This window comes from Streptomyces sp. NPDC037126 (genome assembly GCF_055605965.1).
The window spans coordinates 637,506-658,305 of record NZ_JBVJTD010000002.1 but is presented as its reverse complement, the minus strand read 5'-3'; the positions used below and the strand labels follow the sequence as shown (position 1 = coordinate 658,305).

Genomic DNA, 20,800 nt, shown 5'->3' with positions numbered 1-20,800 from the left:
TCAACGCCGCGTACTGTGCGCGGCCTGTGCACTTCTCGGTACGTGAACAACTTCCCGATCGTTCAGGAGGATGCCGATGAACCGGTCGGCCCGCGCGTTCTGGCTCAGCTCACCCGGCCACGGCGAGCTGCGCGACGTCACTCTCGAAGAGCCCGGTGAGGACCACGTCGTCGTCCGCGCGCTGTACTCCGGGGTGAGCCGCGGCACGGAGACCCTCGTCTTCCGAGGCGGGGTGCCGGAGAGCCAACACGCCGTGATGCGGGCCCCGTTCCAGGAGGGCGACTTCCCGGGACCGGTGAAGTACGGCTACCTGAACGTCGGCGTGGTGGAGGAGGGCCCGGCCGCCCTGAGGGGCCGTACGGTGTTCTGCCTCTACCCGCACCAGAGCCGTTACGCCGTTCCGGTGAGCGCCGTGACCGTGGTGCCCGAGCGGGTGCCCGCCGAACGGGCCGTGCTCGCCGGGACCGTGGAGACCGCCGTGAACGCCCTGTGGGACGCGGCCCCGCTCATCGGCGACCGGATCGCGGTGGTCGGCGGCGGCATGGTCGGCTGCTCGGTGGCCGCGCTGCTCGCCCGCTTCCCGGGCATACGGCTGCAACTCGTCGACGCCGACCCGGCCCGCGCGAAGACCGCCGAGGCGCTCGGCGTCGACTTCGCCGCCCCCGCCGACGCCCTCGGCGACTGCGACCTCGTGGTGCACGCCAGCGCCACCGACGCCGGCCTCGAACGCGCCCTCCAACTCCTCGCCCCCGAAGGCACGGTGGTGGAACTCAGCTGGTACGGCGACCGGCGCGTCAGCCTCCCGCTGGGCGAGGCCTTCCACTCCCGGCGCCTCGGTCTGCGCAGCAGCCAGGTCGGCACCGTGTCCCCGGCCGCCCGTCCGGGGCGCACCTACGCCGACCGGATGGCCCTCGCCCTCGACCTGCTCGCCGACCCCGCGCTGGACGCGCTCATCACCGGGGAGAGCGCCTTCGGCGAACTCCCTGAAATCATGCCGAAACTCGCCTCCGGGGAGATCCCCGCGCTGTGCCACCGCATCCGGTACGCCGCCGACGGTCTGACCTGAGAAAAGAGTGAGAGAAGGCTGAACACGGGGAAGCGAAGAGCCGTACTACTCGGCATCCCCCGGCAGGCAAGGGCAAGGGGGACCAGACGCGCCGCACCTGGAGGGTCGTCCGTTGTTCAGCATCACCGTCCGCGATCACATCATGATCGCCCACAGCTTCCGCGGCGAGGTCTTCGGGCCCGCGCAGCGACTGCACGGCGCCACGTTCCTCGTGGACGCCACGTTCCGCCGCACACAGCTGGACGAGGACAACATCGTGGTCGACATCGGCCTCGCCACTCAGGAACTGGGTGCGATCACCGCCGAGCTGAACTACCGCAACCTCGACGACGAACCCGAGTTCGCCGGCATCAACACCTCCACCGAGTTCCTGGCCAAGGTCGTCGCCGACCGGCTCGCCGAACGCGTCCACAAGGGCGCCCTGGGCGAGGGCGCCAAGGGACTCTCCGGTATCGCGGTCACCCTCCACGAGTCGCACGTCGCCTGGGCGAGTTACGAGCGTGACCTGTGACCGAGGTGACCCTGCGGAAGGCCGAGAAGGCGCGGCTGACCTACGTGCCCGCGCAGCCCGTCCCCGCCGAGAACGCCGGAATCGTGCCCATGTCCCTGCGTACCGTGCACTTCCTCATGCCGGGCGGCGTCGACGACCAGGCGGCCCCGAGCGGCGGCAACGCCTACGACCGCCGGGTCTGCCTGGACCTGCCCGGCTTCGGCTGGCAGGTCACCCGGCACGCCGTCGCCGGCACCTGGCCGCGCCCGGGCACGGCGGACCGCGAGGGGCTCGCCCGCACGCTGCGTGAACTGCCCGACGACAGCGCCGTCCTGATCGACGGACTGGTCGCCTGCGGCGTCCCCGAGATCGTCGTCCCCGAGGCCGAACGGCTGCGGCTCGCCGTCCTGGTGCATCTGCCGCTCGGCGACGAGACCGGCCTCGAACCGGCCGTCGCCGCCGACCTCGACACCCGCGAACGCGCGGTGCTGCGGGCGGCGGGCGCGGTGATCGCCACCAGCGACTGGGCGGTCCGCCGGCTCGTCTCCCACCACGGCCTCGCCCCCGGACGGGTGCACGTCGCCGCGCCCGGCGCCGACATCGCGCCCCTCGCGCCGGGCACCGACGGCGTCTCCCGCCTGCTGTGCGTGGCCGCCGTCACCCCGCGCAAGGGCCAGCACCGGCTCGTCGAGGCGCTCGCGACGGTACGGGACCTGCCGTGGACCTGCGCTTGCGTGGGCGGCCTCGGGCACGACCCCGAGTACGTCGCCCACCTGCGGGAACTGATCGCGCGGTACGGCCTCGGCGACCGGCTGGAGCTCACCGGCCCGCGCTCCGGCGCCGACCTGGACGCCGCCTACGCGTCCGCCGACCTGATGGTCCTCACCTCCTACGCCGAGACCTACGGCATGGCCGTCACCGAGGCCCTCGCCCGGGGCATCCCGGTCCTCGCGACCGACGTCGGCGGCCTGCCCGAGGCGGTCGGCCGTGCCCCCGACGGCGGCGTGCCCGGCATTCTCGTCCCGCCGGAGGAGCCCGCCGCGCTCGCCGCCGAACTGCGCGGCTGGTTCGGCGAGCCCGACGTGCGCCGCCGCCTGAAGGCCGCGGCCCGGGGCCGCCGTGCGGCCCTCGACGGCTGGGCGGCCACCGCCCGCAGCCTGGCCGGAGTCCTCCAGCGACTCCCCGAAGCACCGAGGAGTGCGGTATGACCGGCCCGAGGACCGCGACCGGCGGACCGACTCCGGCACCGTCGGAGGCGAGCGGATCGATTCCGGCACAGCCCGGAGCGAGGGTGGTGGAGCGCGTGACCGGAGTCGTCAGGGGCCATGAGGACGTGCGGCCGGCCGGTGGTGCGGGGGAGGCCGTCGCTGCCGATGCCGGCGGTGCCCGCCCGCTCGTCCTCGCCGACGCCGGGGGCGGCGCCCCGCGGCCCGGTGACGACGACGCGGCCGCGCCCGTCATCGCCGGGGCCGGCCCCGTCGCCCGTCCCGGTGAGCGGGCCACCGTACGGCTGCGGGACGGCGACCCGGAGGAGCCGCCGCGGTACGCGCCGGAGTGGCTGCAGCTGCGGGAGGGCGCCGACGCGGCGGCCCGCGCGGAGGAACCGCTCGACGCGCTGCGGGTCCGGCTGGCCGAGCGGCCCGGCCCGGCGGGCGGCCTCGTCGTGCACGACCTGGGCTGCGGTACCGGGTCCATGGGCCGCTGGCTGGCGCCCCGGCTGGACGGTGCCCAGCACTGGATCCTGCACGACCGCGACCCCTACCTCCTGCACTTCGCCGCCGTGGCCTCCCCGCGCTCCGCCGCCGACGGCAGCCATGTCACCGTCGAGACCCGGCGGGGGGACGTGGCCCGGCTGACTCCGGACGCGCTGGCCGGCGCGTCGCTGGTGACCGCCTCCGCGCTGCTCGACGTCCTCACCCGCGAGGAGATCGCCGCCCTCGCCGACGCCTGCACCGGTGCCGGCTGCTCCGCGCTGCTCACCCTCTCCGTCGCCGGACGCGTCGAACTCACCCCCGCCGATCCGCTCGACGCCGAGATCGCCGAGGCGTTCAACGCCCACCAGCGGCGCGAGGGGCTGCTCGGGCCCGACGCGGTGACCGTGGCCTGCGAGGCGTTCTCCGAGCGCGGGGCCACCGTGCGGCTGCACCCGAGCGCGTGGCGCCTCGGTCCCGAGGAGTCCGCGCTGACCGAGCAGTGGCTGCGCGGCTGGGTGGGCGCGGCCGTCGAGCAGCGGCCCGAACTGCGCGCGAGCGCCGAACCCTATCTGCGGGCGCGGCTCGCCGCCTGCGCGGCCGGCGAGCTGCGGGCCGTCGTCCACCACACCGACCTGCTGGCCCTGCCCCGGCCGGCGGACCGCACGTCATGAACGCGCGGGGGGCGGGAGGCGAGGCGACGGCCGTCCGGCAGCACACGCGCATGACGCCTCCGGAGGTCCGGGGCACGGGCGGGGAGTCCGTGGGAACGCGGGGCCGGGACAGGGAGCGCGCGGGTCGCCCCGCCGCTCAGGTCCCCGCACCCGGTGCCGGTACGGCCGTCCTCGTCCCGGCGCCGGAGGAGCCCTCCGCGCCCTCGTCCCGGCGTCTCGACTCCCGCGCCCTGCGCACCCACCTGGGGACCGTCGCCGGTGTGGTCATCGTCGCCGTGCTCCTATGGCGGCTCGGGACCGGCGCCCTCCTCGACGGGCTCAGGCGGATCGACACCGTGACGGTGGTGGCCGCCCTGGGCATCGGGGCGGCCACCACCGTACTCAGCGCGTGGCGCTGGCAGTTGGTGGCCCGGGGCCTGCGCATCCGGCTGCCGCTGGGGTCCGCCGTCGCCGACTACTACCGGGCGCTGTTCCTGAACGCGGCACTGCCCGGGGGAATCCTCGGCGACGTGCACCGCGCGGTCCGGCACGGGCAGAGCGCGGGTGACCTGCGGCGGGCGGTGAAGGCGGTCGTACTGGAGCGGGTCGCGGGGCAGATCGCGCTGGCCGTCTTCGGCGCCGCGGCGCTGCTGACCCTGCCCTCGCCGGTCCGTGCCGAGACCCGCAGTTTCGCCCCGCTGGTGGCGCTCGCGGCGGCGGGAGCGCTCGCCGTCGTACTCGCCGTCCGCATGAACCGCGCGCCCGCACGCCGGGGAAGCGCGCTCGGCAAGGCGCTGCGCGAGGCGCGCGAGGGGCTGTTGTCCCGGCAGGCCGGGCCGGGTGTCGCACTGTCCTCCGCCGTCGTGCTGGCCGGGCACCTGGCGATGTTCGTCGTGGCCGCCCGGGTCGCCGGCTCGCCGGCGCCGGTGGCGGTGCTCGTCCCGCTCGCCGTCCTCGCCCTGGTCGCCATGGGACTGCCCCTGAACGTCGGCGGTTTCGGCCCCCGCGAGGGCGTCACGGCCTGGGCGTTCGGCGCGGCCGGGCTCGGCGCGAGCACGGGTGTCGCCGTCGCCGTCGTGTACGGCGTGCTGAGCCTGGTGGCGAGTTTGCCCGGTGCCGTCGTCCTCGTCGCCCGCTGGTACGCGGGCCTGCGCCCCGGAGCCGCCACGGCGGACGCGACCGAGTCGCCCGAGCCGGGCCGGCCGGAGGCGAGCGGCCCGGAACCGGCGGCGCGGGCATCCGAGGCGGTTCGCGTCCAGGCTGCCCCCGCGGAATCCGGCCCGCGAGCCGGAGCCGGCTCGCGGGGGCCCGGTCGTACCCCCCAGGTGGACTACGCGCGAACGCCGGTGGAGGTGAGCAGCCTGAAATACGGCTCGAAGGAATCCGCCAGGCTCGCCAGGAGTTCCTTCCCCTTTTCCGCCGAGCCCAGGGAAGGACGGCCGATGACACCGGATTCGGTATAGGCGGACATTCCCACGGTGAGCAGATGGCGGCGGTCGTCAGCGGTGAAATCGGCGGACTCGTGACCAGGGCGGACGAATTCGGGATGAGCGTGCAGCAGAATCGAGGTCTCGATTTCCCCCGCGTGCATGTCGGTGAGCAGCGAGGTGACGACCCCCGCCCGCTCCCGCGCCTCCTCCCAGTCCTCGGCGGCCGGGAACAGCGCCGCCTTCTCCCCGCGCGCCGAGGCCTCCTGGACCACGTTGCCCAGAACGTAGTTGCCGCCGTGCCCGTTGACCACGACGAGCGCGTCGACCCCCGAACGACGCAGCGACTCGGCGATGTCGCGGACCACCGCGTGGAGCGTCACGGCGGAGATACTGACGGTCCCCGGCCAGGCGGCGTGCTCGTGCGAGCAGGCGATGGTCAGCGGAGGAAGGAGGTGCACCGGGTACGCCGCGGCGATCTCCCGCGCCACGGCACAGGCGACCAGCGTGTCGGTCGCCAGCGGAAGGAACGGACCGTGCTGTTCGAAGCTCCCGACGGGAAGGACCGCGACCTGTGTTGAAACGCCCGCCCCCCGCGTCCGTACGTCTTCCGTAGTGTCCGCCGGCATCACCCCGTATGCCGCCGTACGCGCGCCCGAACCACTCATCTTTTCACGGCCTTTCGTCTCTGCTTAGGAATCAGATCATGACAGAAAACATCGGCGTACTCGGCAAGAAGTCCCCGCGGCGTTCGGGCGCGGAACGCGTCGTGAATGCTCCGCTGCCCACCGTGTACGGGAAATTCCAGGCGATCGGCTACCTGGACCACGACCGCGGCGACGAGCAAGTCGCCCTGGTGCACGGCGAGATCGGCACCGAGAACGTACTGACCCGGCTGCACTCGGAATGCCTGACCGGGGACGCGTTCGGCTCCCGGCACTGCGAGTGCGGCGACCAGCTGGAGGCCGCGATGCGCGCCGTCGTCGCCCAAGGCAGCGGTATCGTCGTCTACTTGAGGGGCCATGAGGGCCGCGGTATCGGGCTGCTCGCGAAGCTGCGGGCGATGGCCCTGCAGGCGGAGGGCCTGGACACCGTGGAGGCGAACCTCGCGCTCGGGCTGCCCGTCGACGCCCGCGACTACGGCGTCGCCGCCCAGATCCTGCAGGACCTCGGGGTGCGCTCGGTACGGCTGATGTCCAACAACCCGCGCAAGCGCGAGGCGCTCGTGCAGCACGGCATCGAGGTCGCCGAGCAGGTGCCGCTGCTGATCGAGCCGTGCGAGAGCAACATCACCTATCTGCGGACCAAGCGGGAGCGGATGGACCACCACCTGCCCCACCTGGACGCCGTCGCGCACGGTTCGTGAGGCGGACCTTGGCCGGTCAGGCCGGCAGTGCCTCGGACACCAGCCGGCGCAGGTCGGGGAAGACCTTCAGGGTTCTGGGGCGTACCTGGGTCATGAACTGGACGGTCAGCTCGTGGCCCGGGTCGACCCAGAACGCGGTGGTAGCCGCGCCGGTCCAGCCGTAGGTGCCGGGGCTCGACGGGGCGAAGGTGCGGGCGGGGTCGACGACGACGGAGACGTTGAATCCGAATCCGAGGCCGTCGTTGCCGGGCTCCTGGTGGACGGGGGCGCCGAAGGCACGCATGGTGGCGCCGCCCGGCAGCCGGTTGCGGGTCATCAGGGCGACGGTGTCGGCGGACAGCAGTCGGGTGCCCTCCAACTCGCCGCCCCGGCGCAGCATTTCCATGAACCGGTGGAAGTCGTGGGCGCTGGACACCAGGCCGCCGCTGCCGGACAGGAACCGGGGCCGGCCGTGCACCGGGAGTCCGGCCACCGGTTCGATGCCTCCCGCCTCCGTCTCCCGGTACAGCTCGGCGAGCCGGCCGGCCTGCCCGGGCCCGATGTGGAAGCCGGTGTCGGTCATGCCGAGCGGGCCGAGGATCCGCTCGGCGAAGAACGCGTCCAGCGGCCGCCCGGAGACCACCTCGACGACCCGCCCCAGCACATTGGAGGCGACCGAGTAGTTCCACTGCGTGCCCGGTTCGAACTGCAGTGGCATCCGCGCGTACACCGCGACCGTCTCGGCCAGGTCGGCGCCGGGCGGCACCGAGTACTCCAGTCCGGACTCGCGGTAGCGGGCGTCGACCGGATGACGGTGGTAGAAGCCGAAGGTCAGCCCCGCGGTGTGGGTGAGCAGATGCCGGATCAGGATCGGTCCCGCGGCCGCCCGGGTGCGCAGGTCCGCGCCCGAACCCCCGTCGTAGACCCGGGTGTCGGCGAACTCGGGCAGATGGCGGTCGAGCGGGTCGTCCAGGGCGAGCCCGCCCTCCTCCACCAGTTGCAGCACCGCGACCGCGGTGACGGGCTTGGTCATCGAGTAGATCCGCCACAGCGTGTCCGGCTCGACCGGCAGCCCGGCCGCGAGGTCGCGCAGGCCGTGGGTGGTGAGGTGGGCGACACGGCCGCCGCGGGCGACGGCCACCAGGTAGCCGGGCAGGCGCCCCTCGTCGACGAGGCGGGCGAAGTGCCGGTCCAGGCGGTCCAGCGCCTTCGGGTCCAGCCCCGCCTCGGCCGGGTCGACTTCCTGTCGCAGCTGTGCCATCGCTCTCCTCCGGTCGCGTCGTCACCGGTGTGTCCCCACAGCCCCGAGGGGACACACCCGTCCTCATCGTCGCGCAGGAGCCCCGGCCGGGACCGCCCCGTCAGGGGTTTTGGTGAGCGACGCGACACCGGCGGGCCCGGGCAGCGCGCGGGCGAGGGGCACACCGAGCGCGGCGACGGCGGCCAGGACGGTCAGCGCCGGCCCGGTGCCGGTGCCGATGAGGGCGGCCGCCACCGCGACGAGATACGCCGTGCTGGTCCACTGCACCTCGGCGATCGTGGCGTGCAGGTCCCGTTGCAGGCTGGGCTGCGCCACCGTGAGGACCGTGCCGTCGAGGGCGACGACCACCGCGCCGGCGATGCTGCTCGTCAGCGTCGGCCGCCGGTTCACCGGTCGGCCGGCGGGCCGAGGTGCGCGGTCAGCACCGTGTCGAGCAGTGGGCCGAAGTCATCGCTGTCGATGGCGAGTTGGAGGCTGCGCCAGTGCCACAGCTGGGCCGTCCCGTGCAGGTTCGCCCACAGCGCGCCCGCCGCCCGCCGGGCGTCGGCGCCGGGCCGGACCTCGCCGATCAGAGCGGCGAGCAGGCCGAACAGCGGCAGGCTCGTGTCCCGCAGCCCCAGCCGACCGCTCTCCAGCAGGTCATGACGGAACATCAGCTCGTACATCCCGGGAGCGTCCAGCGCGAACTCCAGGTAGGCGCGGGCCAGCGCGGCCACCCGTGCGCGGGGGCCGGCCGGTGCCGTCGCCAGGGTCGTCTCCACCCGGCCGGCCAGGTCGGCGAAGCCCCGCCGGGCGATGGCCGACAGCAGCTCCAGATGGGTGGGGAAGTAGCGGCGCGGCGCCCCGTGGGAGACGCCCGCGCGCCGGGCGATCTCCCGCAGGCTCGTGGCGGAATCGGTCATAGACCGTGTCCACCAGTCGACGTAGACACTGTCTACTCTCCTGGCCTGCGGGGAATGCGGCCGCGGTTCCGCGCAGTTGATCCAGTCATGACCCAGGACTCCACGCAGGACGCGCTGCTCCAGCTGATCTCCGAGAGCCATGGCGGCGTGCTGGTCACGCTCCGGCGCGACGGACGCCCCCAGCTGTCCAACGTCAGCCACGCCTACTACCCCGACGAGCGGATCATCCGTGTCTCGGTCACCGACGACCGGGCCAAGACCCGCAACCTGCGCCGCGACCCCCGCGCCTCGTACCACGTCACCAGCGCCGACCGCTGGGCGTACGCCGTCGCGGAGGGCACGGCCGAGCTGTCCCCGGTGGCCGAGGACCCGCACGACGAGACGGTCGAGGAACTCGTCGGGCTCTACCGCGACCTCCTCGGCGAACACCCGGACTGGGACGACTACCGGGCCGCGATGGTGCGTGACCGCCGCCTGGTGGTACGGCTGCACGTCGACCGGGTGTACGGCGTCCCGAAGCGCTGACGGCCGGACGGCTCAGGGGGCCTCGGCGGTCCGCGCCTCGATCGCGCGCAGGACCGCGACCATGTCCTCGCCGCCGTGCCCCTGCGCCACCGTCTCCCCGAACAGCGCGTGGCAGACGTCGAGCAGCGGCGAGGCCAGACGGGCCTTGCGGGCCGCCTCGGCGATGAGCCGGTTGTTCTTCAGCACGTCGAGCGCGGCGGCCTGCACCGCGAAGTCCCGCTCGCGCAGCTTCGGCGCCTTCATCCGCGAGACCCCGCTGGCCATGGGGCCCGCGTCGAGGACGCTCAGGAACAGCCGCCGGTCCAGGCCCTGCCGTTCGGCGAAGTGGAAGGCCTCCGTGAGCCCGGTCACCTGGGTGATCAGGAAGAGGTTCACGGACAGCTTCATGAGCAGGGCGCCGGGCACCGCGCCGCACCCGAACGTGTCGCGGCACATCGGCGCGAGCAGCGGCCGTACCGCGTCGAGGGCGCCCTCCTCGCCCGCGAGCATGGCCACCAGCTGCCCCTCTTCCGCCGGGACGCGGGATCCGGAGACGGGCGCCTCCACGTAGCGGCCGCCCGCGGCCCGGACGTCGGCCTCCAGGGCTTGGGAGTACTCCGGCGAGGTCGTCCCCATGTGCACGACCGTGCGTCCCGCGACGCGCAGGGCCAGCTCGGGGGTGCCCCGGCCGAGCACCTCGTCGACCGCCGCCTCGTCGGCGAGCATCAGCAGCACCACGTCCGCCCGCGCGAACACCTCCCCTGGGCCGGCGGCGACCTCGGCGCCCGCCGCACGCAGCGGCTCGGCGCGCTCCGGGGTGCGGTTCCACACCACCAGCGGGGTGCCCGCGGCCGCCAGGCGCAGCGCCATGGGCCGGCCCATCACTCCCAGGCCGATGAAACCGACGTGCATGGGGGCCGCCCTTCCTCCGTGGATCGACTATGACCGTCGTCATAGTAGCGACCGTTATGACGACGGTCATAGACTGGGGGGAAGACAGGAGGGCGAGGATGACCGAGGCGCAGCGGGGACCGCGTGAGCGGATGGTGTTCAGCGCGGCCCAGCTCATCCGGCGCGACGGGGTCGCCGCGACGGGCATGCGCGAGGTCGCCGCACACGCCGGGGCGCCGCGCGGCTCCCTGCAGCACTACTTCCCGGGCGGCAAGGAACAGCTGGTCAACGAGGCCGTGGGCTGGGCCGGACGGTACGCGGGCAAGCGGATCGGGCGCTTCCGCGCGGGCCTCCCGGAGCCCACGCCGAGCGCGCTGTTCGCCGCGATGGTCGCGCAGTGGACCGACGAGTACGAGAAGGACGGCTTCGCCGCGGGCTGCCCGGTGGCCGCCGCCACGGTCCACCGCGCCTCCACGGCAGACTCGGCCAACGAGGCCGTGGCCGCCGCCTTCACGTCGTGGCGGAACCCGCTCGCAGAGGCCCTCACCGGCATGGGCGTTCCGGCCGCCCGCGCCGAGTCCCTGGCCACGCTGATGATCAGCGCACTGGAGGGCGCGATCCTGATGGCCCGCGCCGAACGCGACGTACGGCCCCTGACCACGGTCGCCGGCGAACTCGGACCGTTGCTCGACGCGGCCGTGGTCCCCACGGGCTGAGCGGGGAGGGCCCCGGCAGTGGGTGGGATGCTGCGTCCGCGTCTCCTGCGTGTCAAGAGGGCGTGCACGCGTCCCCGGCCGCCTTGCCGTGCGCGTCCGCGGGGGAGTCGTGCCGGTGTGTCAGTCCTCGGCCCGCTCGGCCGTCAGGTACGCGATCACCATGTCGCCCAGCATGGTCCGGTAGCGCGCGCGCTGGGCCGGGGCCACCAGGTCCCGGCCGAACAGGGCGCCGAAGGTGGCCCGGTTGGCGACCCGGAAGAAGCAGAACGAGCTGATCATCGCGTGCAGGTCGACCGCGTCCACGTCGGCCGTGAACAGCCCGGACTCCTGCCCGGCGGCGAGGATGCGGCGGATCACGTCGAGCACCGGGGAACCGATCCTCCCGAGCCGCTCGGAGGCCGCGATGTGCTCGGCGCCGTGGATGTTCTCGATGCTCACCAGGCGGATGAAGTCCGGGTGCTGCTCGTGGTGGTCGAAGGTCAGCTCGGCGAGGCGCCGGATCGCCGCGACGGGATCCAGGTGCTCCACGTCCAGCTGCTGCTCGGCGTCCCGGATCACGCCGTACGCCCGCTCCAGAACCGCTGTGAACAGCTGCTCCTTGCCGCCGAAGTAGTAGTAGATCATCCGCTTCGTGGTGCGGGTGCGGGCGGCGATCTCGTCCACCCGGGCGCCGTCGTAGCCGGCCCGCGCGAACTCCTGGGTGGCCACGTCGAGGATCTCGGCCTGGGTGCGGGCAGCGTCGCGCACGCGGCCGGAGGGTCGTACCGGTTTCTCGACGCTGGTCATCGGGTTCCTTCGGGCCGTGGCACGCCGGGTGCGGGCGCACTCGTTCGCGTGCGGGTGATTGTAGAAGCAGCCCTCCGAAGGGCCAGGGGGGTCGGTCCACCGAACGCCTTGCCCGGAGAAGGGTTACGGCCGCTCTGTCAGGCATTCCGCCACGAGGCGGCGGTGGCCGGTACGACGCTTTTCGCGAGCCGGCCCCCTCGGGGCCGGCGGCCCGGCACGCGGGGCGGCGCACCCGGTGAAGCACGGGGTGTGCGTGCGGTGAGACCTCGGTGAGATCCGGAACCCGCGCCCGCCACCACCGGTCATAACGGCTGATCCTCGTACCGGTCCTGGACGCGCCCGGCGTCCCGGACGCGGTGCCCCCGGAACGCCGGAAGGCCGTCCATGCCGAGCCCCGCCAGCAGTCCGCTGCTGAGCCCCGAACGCCCGACCGACCCCGCCCCCGCCGTCCGTGGCCGTGCCGAGCGCTGCGAACGCCCGGTGCTCGCGGGCATCGCCGCGCTGGCCGCCGTACTGTGCCTGTGGGGCCTGGACCGCAGCACCTACCACGCGTTCTACGCGAGCGCGGTGCGCAGCATGACCGGCGGCCCGGCCGCCTTCTTCTACGGCTCCTTCGACCCGGCGGGCTCCATCACCCTGGACAAGCTGCCCGGGTTCCTGTGGCCGCAGGCCCTGTCCGCGCTGCTGTTCGGCTTCCATCCCTGGGCACTGGTGCTGCCCCAGGCACTGGAGATGGTGGCCTGTGTCCTGCTGCTGCACCTGCTGGTGCGCCGCTGGGCCGGGATCCCTGCGGGGCTGCTGGCGGCCGGCTTCCTGACGCTGACCCCGGTGACCGTGGGCCTCGGCCGCTCGGTCACCGAGGACGCCCCCTTCGTACTGCTCCTGCTGCTGGCCGCGGAGGCCACCTGGCGGGCGGCCGAGCGGGCCCGCCCGCGCCCCCTGCTGCTCGCGGGCGTCTGGGTGGGCCTGGCCTTCCAGTGCAAGATGCTGGAGGCGTGGGCCGTGCTGCCCGCCCTGGCCGCGACCTACGTCGTCACCGCGCCCACCGCGCTGCGCCGCCGCGTGACGCACCTGGCCCTGGCGGGTGCCGTGACCGTGACCGTGTCGCTGTCGTGGATGCTGGTGGCCGCGCTCACCCCGGCCGGCGACCGCCCCTATCTCGACGGCACCACCGACGACTCGCCGTTCTCGCTGGTCGTCGGCTACAACTTCCTGACCCGCTTCCACGCCGTCGGCGTCGACGCGGCCGGCACCGGCAGCATCGTCGCGAGCCGCGCGGCGCACACGGCCGGACACGCCGGGCCCGGCATGGGCGACGGCATGTGGAAGATGTTCAGCCCGGGCCTGGCCACCCAGACGGGCTGGCTCTACCCGCTGGCCGCGTTCGGCCTCGTGGGCGGGCTGCTGGCGCTGCGGCGGCGCCGGGTGCCGCGCACGGACCGGCACCTGGCGGGGTACGTGCTGTGGGGCGGGTGGCTCACGACGTTCTTCGCCGTGTTCTCGTTCGGCAGCGTCACCGGCCACACCTACTACATGGGCGTCGTCGCCGTGGCCCTGTCCGCGCTCGCCGCCGCCGGGGTCGTCCGGGCCCGCCGCTCCCGTGCGCTGCCGGCCGTGCTGGCCGCCGGCGTCGGCTGGTGCGCCGCCCTGACGCTGTGGTACCCGCGCTTCTTCCCCTGGGCGGCGCCCTGCGCCGCGGCCCTGGGCCTGCTCGCTCTGGTGCTGCTCGGCCTGCGCAGGCCGGCCGCCCTCGCCGCGGGCCTCGGCGCGGTCCTCCTCGTCCCGGCGGTCTGGTCGGCCTCCGCCCTCTCCCCGCGCTACAACCAGCCCGGCGGCTTCGGCCGGGTCGGCCCCACCAGCACCCGCGCCGGCACCGCGCTCGCCACCCTCGGCCCCGAGCGGCGGCGGCTGCTCGCCTATCTGAGCGCGTACCGGGACGGCGCCCGCTACCTGGCCGCCGTGCCCGGCTGGGAGTCCGCGGCACCGTACGTCCTCGCCGCCGACGCGCCCGTCCTGCCGATGGGCGGCTTCACCGGCCGCGTCCCGTACCCGGCGCCCGCGCTCTTCCACCGGCTCGTCGCCACCGGCCGGCTGCGCTACGTCGTCCTGTCGCACCGCTCGCTGCGGGCGCGCACCCCGGCCGGGGCGCTGCTGCGCTGGACCGCCGCGCACTGCACGGCCGTCCCGCCGGCCGCGTACGACCCCGGCGACCGCATCCGGCTGCTGTACGACTGCGGCCCGGGCCACACAGGGTGACCCGGGCCGCGAAGGCACCTGCTACGGCCGTCTGTTCCACTCGGCGATCACGGGCCGGCCGTGCTCGGTGGACAGCCGGCCGACCGTGCCGGTGGCCAGCTGGAACAGCCGTCCCTCGACGGGCGGCAGCCCCAGCCGGCGCGCGGTCAGCACCCGCAGGAAGTGGCCGTGGGCCACGAGGACCACGTCGTCCTCGGCCTCGGTGAGGGCGGTGTCGATGCGGGCCAGCACCCGGTCGGCGCGGGCGCCGGCCTCGGCCGGTGACTCGCCCGGGTGCTTCTCGGGGCCGGGCGCCACGCCGTCGGTCCACAGGTCCCAGCCGGGGCGGGTGCGGTGGATCTCGTCGGTGGTGATGCCCTCGTAGCCGCCGTAGTCCCACTCGTGCAGATCCGGGTCGGCCACGACCCCGGGCAGGCCCGCCAGTTCGGCGGTGCGCATCGCACGGCCCAGCGGGCTGGCCAGGACGAGCGCGTAGGTCCGGCCGGTGAGGAGCGGGGCGAGCGACTTGGCCTGTTCCTCGCCCCGCTCGGTCAGGGGCAGGTCGGTCCAGCTGGTGTGCTGTCCCGACCGGCTCCACTCCGTCTCACCGTGGCGGACCAGCAGGAGGTCCCCCACGGCGGCTCAGTCCTTCTTCTCGACCGCGTGGCCGCCGAATTGGTTGCGCAGCGCGGCGATCATCTTCATCTGCGGCGAGTCGTCCTGCCGGGACGCGAACCGGGCGAACAGGGAGGCGGTGATCGCCGGGAGCGGCACCGCGTTGTCGATGGCCGCCTCGACGGTCCAGCGGCCCTCGCCGGAGTCCTCCGCGTAGCCGCGCAGCTTGTTGAGGTGCTCGTCGTCGTCCAGGGCATTGACCGCGAGGTCGAGCAGCCAGGAACGGATGACGGTGCCCTCCTGCCAGGAGCGGAACACCTCCCGGACGTTGTCCACCGACTTGACCTTCTCCAGGAGCTCCCAGCCCTCGGCGTAGGCCTGCATCATGGCGTACTCGATGCCGTTGTGGACCATCTTCGAGAAGTGCCCGGCGCCGACCCGGCCCGCGTGCACGTAGCCGTACGGGCCCTCCGGCTTGAGCGCCTCGAAGATCGGCTGCAGCCGCTCCACGTGCTCCTTGTCGCCGCCGACCATGAGCGCGTAGCCGTTCTGCAGGCCCCACACGCCGCCGGAGACACCGGCGTCGACGAAGCCGATGCCCTTGACGCCGAGTTCGGCGGCGTGCTTCTCGTCGTCCGTCCAGCGAGAGTTGCCGCCGTCGACCACCGTGTCGCCCTCGGACAGCAGGTCCTTGAGTTCGTCGACGACACCCTGGGTGGCGGTGCCGGCCGGGACCATCACCCAGACCGTGCGGGGCGCGTCCAGCTTCTCGACCAGCTCTTCGAGGCTCTTGACGTCGGACACTTCGGGGTTGCGGTCGTAGCCGAGGACGGTGTGGCCGGCGCGGCGGATCCGCTCGCGCATGTTGCCGCCCATCTTGCCGAGACCGATGAGACCGAGCTGCATTGTCAGTTCACTTCCTGAGAGAACGGTAGGCGGCGACGAGGGCCGTGGTGGACGGGTCGAGACCGGGGACGTCCGCGCCCTCGCTGAGGGCGGGCTCGACGCGCTTGGCGAGGACCTTGCCCAGCTCCACGCCCCACTGGTCGAAGGAGTCGATGTTCCACACGGCGCCCTGCACGAACACCTTGTGCTCGTAGAGGGCGATCAGCTGGCCGAGCACGGACGGGGTCAGCTCGCGCGCGAGGATCGTCGTGGTGGGGTGGTCGCCGCGGAAGGTGCGGTGCGCCACCTGCTCCTCGGGCACCCCCTCGGCGCGGACCTCCTCGGCGGTCTTGCCGAAGGCCAGCGCCTGGGTCTGCGCGAAGAAGTTGGCCATCAGCAGGTCGTGCTGCGCCTTGAGTTCACCGCTCAGCTCGGCGACCGGCCGGGCGAAGCCGATGAAGTCGGCGGGGATGAGCTTGGTGCCCTGGTGGATCAACTGGTAGTAGGCGTGCTGCCCGTTGGTGCCGGGCGTGCCCCACACGACCGGGCCGGTCTGCCACTCCACCGGGCGGCCCTGCCGGTCCACCGACTTGCCGTTGGACTCCATGTCCAGCTGCTGGAGGTAGGCGGTGAACTTGGAGAGGTAGTGGCTGTACGGCAGCACGGCGTGCGACTGCGCGTCGTGGAAGTTGTCGTACCAGATGCCCAGCAGGCCCATCAGCAGCGGGGCGTTGGTCTCGGCGGGGGCGGTGCGGAAGTGGTCGTCGACCAGCCGGAAGCCGTCGAGCATCTCCCGGAAGCGGTCCGGGCCGACGGCGATCATCAGGGACAGGCCGATCGCGGAGTCGTACGAGTACCGGCCGCCGACCCAGTCCCAGAACTCGAACATGTTGTCCGGGTCGATGCCGAACTCGGTGACCTTACCGGAGTTCGTCGACAGGGCCACGAAGTGCCGGGCGACCGCCTTCTCGTCGCCGTCGAAGGCCGCCAGCAGCCAGGAGCGGGCCGACGTGGCGTTGGTGATCGTCTCGATGGTGGTGAACGTCTTGGACGCGACGATGAACAGGGTCTCCGCCGGGTCCAGGTCGCGGGTGGCCTCGTGCAGGTCGGCGCCGTCCACGTTCGACACGAACCGGAACGTCAACTCGCGTGCGGTGTACGGGCGCAGCGCCTCGTAGGCCATCGCGGGCCCGAGGTCGGAGCCGCCGATGCCGATGTTGACGACGTTCCTGATCCGCCTGCCCGTGTGCCCGGTCCACTCGCCGGAGCGCACCCGGTCGGCGAAGCCGGCCATCTTGTCGAGCACCGCGTGCACCTTCGGCACCACGTTCTCGCCGTCGACCTCGACCACCGCGTCGCGCGGGGCGCGCAGCGCGGTGTGCAGGACCGCACGCTGCTCCGTGACGTTGATCTTCTCACCGCGGAACATGGCGTCGCGCAGCGCGAACACCCCGGTGGCGGTGGCGAGTTCCTGGAGCAGGGCCAGGGTCTCGTCGGTGATCAGGTGCTTGCTGTAGTCGATGTGGAGGTCGCCGACCTCGACGACGTACCGCTCGGCGCGGCCCGGGTCCGCGGCGAACAGGTCGCGCAGGTGCGGCTGCCCCTCGGCACGGTGGTCGGCCAGCGCCGTCCACTGCGGCCGGCGGGTGAGGTTCGGGAAATCTGCGTCGGCCATCTCAGGCGTTCTCCTTGGCGGCCTCGCCCTTGAGGGCGATGGCGTACATCTCGTCGGCGTCGAGGCGGCGCAGCTCCTCGGCGATGAGTTCGGAGGTGGGGCGGACCTTCAGGGCGAGGGTGCGCGGCGGCTGGCCGGGCAGGGTCAGCGACGCGAGGGGGCCCTCGGGCCGGTCGATGACGATCTCGCCGCTGTCGGTGCCGAGCCGGACGGCGGTGACGACCGGTCCGGCGGTGACCACGCGGTTCACGGGCACCCCCAGGCGGACCTCCAGCCAGCGGGCCAGCAGCTCGGCGCTGGGGTTGTCCGCCTCGGCCTCGACGGCCGCCGACGTGATCCGCGCGCGGCCCTGGTCCAGGGCGGCGGCCAGCATGGAGCGCCACAGCGTGAGCCGGGTCCAGGCGAGGTCGGTGTCGCCGGGGGCGTAGTTGCGGGCGCGGGTCCCCAGGACCTCCATCGGCTGCTCCATCGCGTACAGGTCGGTGATGCGCCGCTGGGCCAGCGCGCCCAGCGGGTCCTTCGACGGGGTGTCGGGCGCGTCCACCGGCCACCACACGACGACCGGCGCGTCCGGCAGCAGCAGCGGCAGGACGACCGAGTCGGCGTGGTCGGACACCTCGCCGTAGGTGCGCAGCACGACCGTCTCGCCGGTGCCGGCCTCGGAGCCGACGCGGACCTCGGCGTCGAGGCGCGAGTGGGTGCGGTCGCGCAGGGTGCGGGCGTGCCGCTTGATGACGACCAGGGTGCGCGAGGGGTGCTCGTGCGAGGCCTCCTCGGCGGCCTTGATCGAGTCGTAGGCGTTCTCCTCGTCCGTGACGATCACCATCGTCAGGACCATGCCCACGGCGGGCGTGCCGATGGCGCGGCGGCCCTGCACCAACGCCTTGTTGATCTTGCTTGCCGTGGTGTCGGTCAGGTCGATCTTCATGGCCTGCGCCAGCTCCGTCCGTCTCGTGCGAGCATCTCGTCGGCTTCCCTCGGTCCCCAGCTGCCCGAGGAGTACTGCGCCGGCCTGCCGTGCGCCGCCCAGTACTCCTCGATCGGGTCGAGGATCTTCCAGGACTCTTCCACTTCCTGGAGGCGGGGGAACAGGTTGGCGTCGCCGAGCAGCACGTCCAGGATGAGGCGCTCGTACGCCTCGGGGCTCGACTCCGTGAAGGACTCGCCGTAGGCGAAGTCCATGGACACGTCCCGGATCTCCATCGAGGTGCCCGGCACCTTGGAGCCGAAGCGCACGGTCATGCCCTCGTCCGGCTGGACGCGGATGACGATCGCGTTCTGGCCCAGCTCCTCGGTGGCGGTGGAGTCGAACGGGGAGTGCGGGGCCCGCTTGAAGACCACCGCGATCTCGGTGACCCGGCGGCCGAGGCGCTTGCCGGCGCGCAGGTAGAAGGGCACGCCGGCCCAGCGGCGGTTGTCGATGCCCAGCTTGATCGCGGCGAAGGTGTCGGTCTTCGACTTCGGGTCGATGCCGTCCTCCTCCAGGTAGCCGACGACCTTCTCGCCGCCCTGCCAGCCGTCCGCGTACTGCCCGCGCACGGTGTGCCTGCCGAGCTCCTCCGGCAGCCGCACCGACTTCAGCACCTTCAGCTTCTCGGTGAGCAGCGCCTCCGCGTCGAAGGCGATGGGCTCCTCCATGGCGGTGAGCGCCATCAGCTGGAGCAGGTGGTTCTGGATGACGTCACGGGCGGCGCCGATGCCGTCGTAGTAGCCGGCCCGGCCGCCGATGCCGATGTCCTCGGCCATGGTGATCTGCACGTGGTCGACGTACGACCGGTTCCAGATCGGCTCGTACATCTGGTTGGCGAAGCGCAGCGCCAGGATGTTCTGGACGGTCTCCTTGCCGAGGTAGTGGTCGATGCGGAACACCTGGTCCGGCTCGAACACCTCGTGCACGATCGTGTTCAGGTCGCGGGCGCTGGCCAGGTCGTGGCCGAACGGCTTCTCGATGACCGCCCGCCGCCAGGCGCCCTCGGGCGGGCTCGCGAGGCCGTGCTTCTTCAGCTGCTGCACGACCTTCGGGAAGAACTTCGGCGGCACCGAGAGGTAGAACGCGAAGTTGCCGCCGGTGCCCCGGGAGGAGTCCAGCTCGTCCACGGCGTCCTTCAGCTGCTTGAAGGCCGTGTCGTCGTCGAAGTCGCCGGGGATGAAGCGCATGCCCTCGGCGAGCTGCTGCCACACCTCCTCGCGGAACGGGGTGCGGGAGTGCTCGCGCACCGCGTCGTGCACGACCTCGGCGAAGTCCTGGTCCTCCCAGTCCCGGCGGGCGAAGCCGACGAGCGAGAAGCCCGGCGGCAGCAGACCGCGGTTGGCCAGGTCGTACACGGCCGGCATCAGCTTCTTGCGGGACAGGTCACCGGTCACCCCGAAGATGACCAGCCCGGAGGGGCCCGCGACACGGGGCAGCCGGCGGTCCCGGGCGTCCCGCAGCGGATTCACCCAGTCGGCGGCCGGGACGACCGGCACGCGCACCTCCTCGGGTGCCTGGGCGGGGCTTGCGTTCTCGGTCATCACGCGTCAACTCCCTTGTTCTCCAGGGACTTCGCCACGGCGTCCAGCAGGTCCTGCCAGGCCGCCTCGAACTTGGCCACGCCCTCGTCCTCCAGCTGCTGCACGACCTCGTCGTACGGGATGCCGAGCCGCTCCACGCCGGCCAGGTCGGCGCGGGCCTGCGCGTAGCCGCCGGTCACCGTGTCACCGGTGATCCCGCCGTGGTCGGCGACGGCGTTCAGGGTGGCCTCCGGCATGGTGTTGACCGTGCCCGGAGCGACCAGGTCGTCCACGTACAGGGTGTCCTTGTAGGCGGGATCCTTCACGCCGGTGGACGCCCACAGCGGACGCTGCCTGTTGGCCTTGGCCCCGGCCAGCGCCTGCCAGCGGGCGGAGCCGAAGACCTCCTCGTACGCCTCGTAGGCCAGACGGGCGTTGGCGAGGGCAGCGCGGCCCTTCAGCGCGAGCGCCTCGTCGGTGCCGAGCGCGGTCAGCCGCTTGTCGATCTCGCTGTCCACGCGGGAGACGAAGAAGGACGCCACCGAGTGGACGGTGGACAGGTCGATGCCGCGCTCGCGCGCCTTCTCCAGGCCGGCCAGGTAGGCGGCCATGACCTCGCGGTAGCGCTCCAGGGAGAAGATCAGGGTCACGTTGACGCTGATGCCGAGGCTGATGACCTCGGTGATCGCCGGGAGGCCGGCCCTGGTCGCCGGGATCTTGATCATCACGCCCGGCCGGTCCACCAGCCAGGCGAGCTGCCGGGCCTCGGCGACGGTCGCCGCGGTGCGGTGGGCCAGACGGGGGTCGACCTCGATGGACACCCGTCCGTCACGGCCGCCGGAGGCGCGGTACACGGGCTCCAGGACGTCGGCGGCCGCACGCACGTCGGCGGTCGTCATCATCCGTACGGCCTCGTCGACCGTCACACCTCGCACCGCGAGGTCCCTGAGCTGCTCCTCGTACCCCTCGCCCGAGCCTATGGCGGCCTGGAAGATCGACGGGTTGGTGGTCACGCCGACGACGTTGCGGTTCTCGATCAGGTCGGCCAGGTTGCCCGAGGCGATCCGCCCCCGCGACAGGTCGTCCAGCCAGACGGAGACACCCTCGTCGGCGAGGCGCTTGAGGGCTCCGGCGGTGGCGATTGCTTCGGTCACGGTACTCATCTTTC

General features: G+C 73.1%; 19 protein-coding genes and 2 pseudogenes. 9 read left to right on the top strand and 12 right to left on the bottom strand.

Annotated elements, in window-relative coordinates; genetic code table 11:
• Positions 1-76 precede the first annotated feature (76 nt).
• The 5 genes from ACZ7FF_RS08000 (at position 77) to ACZ7FF_RS07980 (ending at position 5,363) form a co-directional block, all read left to right on the top strand.
• Positions 77-1,066: a zinc-dependent alcohol dehydrogenase gene (locus ACZ7FF_RS08000; protein ID WP_470810391.1), complete on the top strand. Its 990-nt coding sequence runs from the start codon at positions 77-79 to the stop codon at positions 1,064-1,066.
• Between the two features lie 112 nt (positions 1,067-1,178).
• Complete coding sequence (locus ACZ7FF_RS07995) at positions 1,179-1,577, top strand: 6-pyruvoyl trahydropterin synthase family protein (RefSeq protein ID WP_470810389.1); 399 nt, start codon at positions 1,179-1,181, stop codon at positions 1,575-1,577.
• Positions 1,574-2,764, top strand: a complete 1,191-nt coding sequence (locus ACZ7FF_RS07990; RefSeq protein ID WP_470810388.1) for a glycosyltransferase family 4 protein — start codon at positions 1,574-1,576, stop codon at positions 2,762-2,764. The genes ACZ7FF_RS07995 and ACZ7FF_RS07990 overlap by 4 nt, the downstream gene beginning before the upstream one ends.
• A gap of 251 nt (positions 2,765-3,015) precedes the next feature.
• On the top strand, positions 3,016-3,921 hold the full coding sequence (locus ACZ7FF_RS07985) for a class I SAM-dependent methyltransferase (RefSeq protein WP_470810602.1): 906 nt from the start codon (positions 3,016-3,018) through the stop codon (positions 3,919-3,921).
• 50 nt (positions 3,922-3,971) lie between these two features.
• Positions 3,972-5,363 carry a lysylphosphatidylglycerol synthase transmembrane domain-containing protein gene (locus tag ACZ7FF_RS07980; protein WP_470810386.1) on the top strand — a complete coding sequence of 464 codons (1,392 nt, stop codon included), beginning with the start codon at positions 3,972-3,974 and terminating at the stop codon, positions 5,361-5,363.
• Here ACZ7FF_RS07980 and ACZ7FF_RS07975 read toward each other — a convergent pair.
• Positions 5,249-5,995: pseudogene (locus tag ACZ7FF_RS07975) on the bottom strand (creatininase family protein); the annotation flags it as partial. The gene ACZ7FF_RS07980 and the pseudogene ACZ7FF_RS07975 sit on opposite strands and share 115 nt — an antisense overlap.
• 38 nt (positions 5,996-6,033) lie before the next feature.
• Between ACZ7FF_RS07975 and ribA the strand changes: the two are divergent.
• Positions 6,034-6,693, top strand: coding sequence for a GTP cyclohydrolase II (gene ribA, locus ACZ7FF_RS07970; protein WP_470810385.1), 660 nt, complete (start codon positions 6,034-6,036; stop codon positions 6,691-6,693).
• 16 nt (positions 6,694-6,709) lie between these two features.
• Here the strand turns inward: ribA and ACZ7FF_RS07965 are convergent, their stop codons facing one another.
• The 3 genes and pseudogenes from ACZ7FF_RS07965 to ACZ7FF_RS07955 form a co-directional block, all read right to left on the bottom strand.
• Positions 6,710-7,933 (bottom strand): serine hydrolase domain-containing protein, encoded by a 1,224-nt coding sequence (locus ACZ7FF_RS07965; RefSeq protein ID WP_470810384.1) that lies wholly within the window; start codon positions 7,931-7,933, stop codon positions 6,710-6,712.
• A gap of 207 nt (positions 7,934-8,140) precedes the next feature.
• Positions 8,141-8,323, bottom strand: a pseudogene (locus ACZ7FF_RS07960) (MFS transporter); the annotation flags it as partial.
• Positions 8,320-8,835 (bottom strand): TetR/AcrR family transcriptional regulator, encoded by a 516-nt coding sequence (locus ACZ7FF_RS07955; RefSeq protein WP_470810383.1) that lies wholly within the window; start codon positions 8,833-8,835, stop codon positions 8,320-8,322. The gene ACZ7FF_RS07955 and the pseudogene ACZ7FF_RS07960, both read right to left, overlap by 4 nt.
• A gap of 87 nt (positions 8,836-8,922) precedes the next feature.
• On the opposite strand from ACZ7FF_RS07955, the gene ACZ7FF_RS07950 reads away from it, so the two are divergent.
• Entirely contained in the window at positions 8,923-9,360 is a 438-nt protein-coding gene (locus tag ACZ7FF_RS07950; RefSeq protein WP_470810381.1) for a PPOX class F420-dependent oxidoreductase, read from the top strand.
• Positions 9,361-9,372: 12 nt separating this feature from the next.
• On the opposite strand, the gene ACZ7FF_RS07945 is transcribed toward ACZ7FF_RS07950, so the two are convergent.
• Positions 9,373-10,251, bottom strand: coding sequence for an NAD(P)-dependent oxidoreductase (locus ACZ7FF_RS07945; RefSeq protein WP_470810380.1), 879 nt, complete (start codon positions 10,249-10,251; stop codon positions 9,373-9,375).
• Between the two features lie 98 nt (positions 10,252-10,349).
• On the opposite strand from ACZ7FF_RS07945, the gene ACZ7FF_RS07940 reads away from it, so the two are divergent.
• Positions 10,350-10,946: a TetR/AcrR family transcriptional regulator gene (locus tag ACZ7FF_RS07940; protein ID WP_470810379.1), complete on the top strand. Its 597-nt coding sequence runs from the start codon at positions 10,350-10,352 to the stop codon at positions 10,944-10,946.
• A gap of 120 nt (positions 10,947-11,066) precedes the next feature.
• On the opposite strand, the gene ACZ7FF_RS07935 is transcribed toward ACZ7FF_RS07940, so the two are convergent.
• Positions 11,067-11,732, bottom strand: coding sequence for a TetR/AcrR family transcriptional regulator (locus tag ACZ7FF_RS07935; protein WP_470810377.1), 666 nt, complete (start codon positions 11,730-11,732; stop codon positions 11,067-11,069).
• A 384-nt stretch (positions 11,733-12,116) separates the two neighbouring features.
• Here ACZ7FF_RS07935 and ACZ7FF_RS07930 point away from each other — a divergent pair, with 384 nt between their 5' ends.
• Positions 12,117-13,988, top strand: coding sequence for an ArnT family glycosyltransferase (locus ACZ7FF_RS07930; RefSeq protein ID WP_470810376.1), 1,872 nt, complete (start codon positions 12,117-12,119; stop codon positions 13,986-13,988).
• A gap of 21 nt (positions 13,989-14,009) precedes the next feature.
• Here the strand turns inward: ACZ7FF_RS07930 and ACZ7FF_RS07925 are convergent, their stop codons facing one another.
• From ACZ7FF_RS07925 to tal, 6 genes are read right to left on the bottom strand one after another with little or no spacing between them, the layout of a single operon-like run.
• Entirely contained in the window at positions 14,010-14,603 is a 594-nt protein-coding gene (locus tag ACZ7FF_RS07925; RefSeq protein ID WP_470810375.1) for a histidine phosphatase family protein, read from the bottom strand.
• A 6-nt stretch (positions 14,604-14,609) separates the two neighbouring features.
• Positions 14,610-15,488, bottom strand: a complete 879-nt coding sequence (gene gnd, locus ACZ7FF_RS07920; RefSeq protein ID WP_470810374.1) for a phosphogluconate dehydrogenase (NAD(+)-dependent, decarboxylating) — start codon at positions 15,486-15,488, stop codon at positions 14,610-14,612.
• Between the two features lie 7 nt (positions 15,489-15,495).
• Positions 15,496-17,142 carry a glucose-6-phosphate isomerase gene (gene pgi / locus ACZ7FF_RS07915; protein WP_470810373.1) on the bottom strand — a complete coding sequence of 549 codons (1,647 nt, stop codon included), beginning with the start codon at positions 17,140-17,142 and terminating at the stop codon, positions 15,496-15,498.
• Position 17,143: 1 nt separating this feature from the next.
• Positions 17,144-18,070, bottom strand: a complete 927-nt coding sequence (gene opcA, locus ACZ7FF_RS07910) for a glucose-6-phosphate dehydrogenase assembly protein OpcA (protein ID WP_470810372.1) — start codon at positions 18,068-18,070, stop codon at positions 17,144-17,146.
• The gene (gene zwf, locus ACZ7FF_RS07905) at positions 18,067-19,653 is read right to left on the bottom strand and encodes a glucose-6-phosphate dehydrogenase (protein ID WP_470810371.1); all 1,587 of its coding nucleotides are present in this window, start codon (positions 19,651-19,653) and stop codon (positions 18,067-18,069) included. Before zwf ends, opcA begins: the two co-directional genes overlap by 4 nt.
• On the bottom strand, positions 19,653-20,795 hold the full coding sequence (gene tal / locus ACZ7FF_RS07900; RefSeq protein ID WP_470810370.1) for a transaldolase: 1,143 nt from the start codon (positions 20,793-20,795) through the stop codon (positions 19,653-19,655). The genes zwf and tal overlap by 1 nt, the downstream gene beginning before the upstream one ends.
• Positions 20,796-20,800: the final 5 nt, after the last annotated feature.

Excerpts from the sequence above, each read along its gene's own strand:
- ACZ7FF_RS08000 (WP_470810391.1), top strand. The coding sequence starts at position 77 with ATGAACCGGTCGGCCCGCGCGTTCTGGCTCAGCTCACCCGGCCACGGC.
- ACZ7FF_RS07980 (WP_470810386.1), top strand. The coding sequence starts at position 3,972 with ATGACGCCTCCGGAGGTCCGGGGCACGGGCGGGGAGTCCGTGGGAACG.
- ribA (WP_470810385.1), top strand. The coding sequence starts at position 6,034 with ATGACAGAAAACATCGGCGTACTCGGCAAGAAGTCCCCGCGGCGTTCG.
- ACZ7FF_RS07965 (WP_470810384.1), bottom strand. The coding sequence starts at position 7,933 with ATGGCACAGCTGCGACAGGAAGTCGACCCGGCCGAGGCGGGGCTGGAC.
- ACZ7FF_RS07955 (WP_470810383.1), bottom strand. The coding sequence starts at position 8,835 with ATGACCGATTCCGCCACGAGCCTGCGGGAGATCGCCCGGCGCGCGGGC.
- ACZ7FF_RS07950 (WP_470810381.1), top strand. The coding sequence starts at position 8,923 with ATGACCCAGGACTCCACGCAGGACGCGCTGCTCCAGCTGATCTCCGAG.
- ACZ7FF_RS07945 (WP_470810380.1), bottom strand. The coding sequence starts at position 10,251 with ATGCACGTCGGTTTCATCGGCCTGGGAGTGATGGGCCGGCCCATGGCG.
- ACZ7FF_RS07940 (WP_470810379.1), top strand. The coding sequence starts at position 10,350 with ATGACCGAGGCGCAGCGGGGACCGCGTGAGCGGATGGTGTTCAGCGCG.
- ACZ7FF_RS07935 (WP_470810377.1), bottom strand. The coding sequence starts at position 11,732 with ATGACCAGCGTCGAGAAACCGGTACGACCCTCCGGCCGCGTGCGCGAC.
- ACZ7FF_RS07930 (WP_470810376.1), top strand. The coding sequence starts at position 12,117 with ATGCCGAGCCCCGCCAGCAGTCCGCTGCTGAGCCCCGAACGCCCGACC.
- gnd (WP_470810374.1), bottom strand. The coding sequence starts at position 15,488 with ATGCAGCTCGGTCTCATCGGTCTCGGCAAGATGGGCGGCAACATGCGC.
- pgi (WP_470810373.1), bottom strand. The coding sequence starts at position 17,142 with ATGGCCGACGCAGATTTCCCGAACCTCACCCGCCGGCCGCAGTGGACG.
- opcA (WP_470810372.1), bottom strand. The coding sequence starts at position 18,070 with ATGAAGATCGACCTGACCGACACCACGGCAAGCAAGATCAACAAGGCG.
- zwf (WP_470810371.1), bottom strand. The coding sequence starts at position 19,653 with ATGACCGAGAACGCAAGCCCCGCCCAGGCACCCGAGGAGGTGCGCGTG.
- tal (WP_470810370.1), bottom strand. The coding sequence starts at position 20,795 with ATGAGTACCGTGACCGAAGCAATCGCCACCGCCGGAGCCCTCAAGCGC.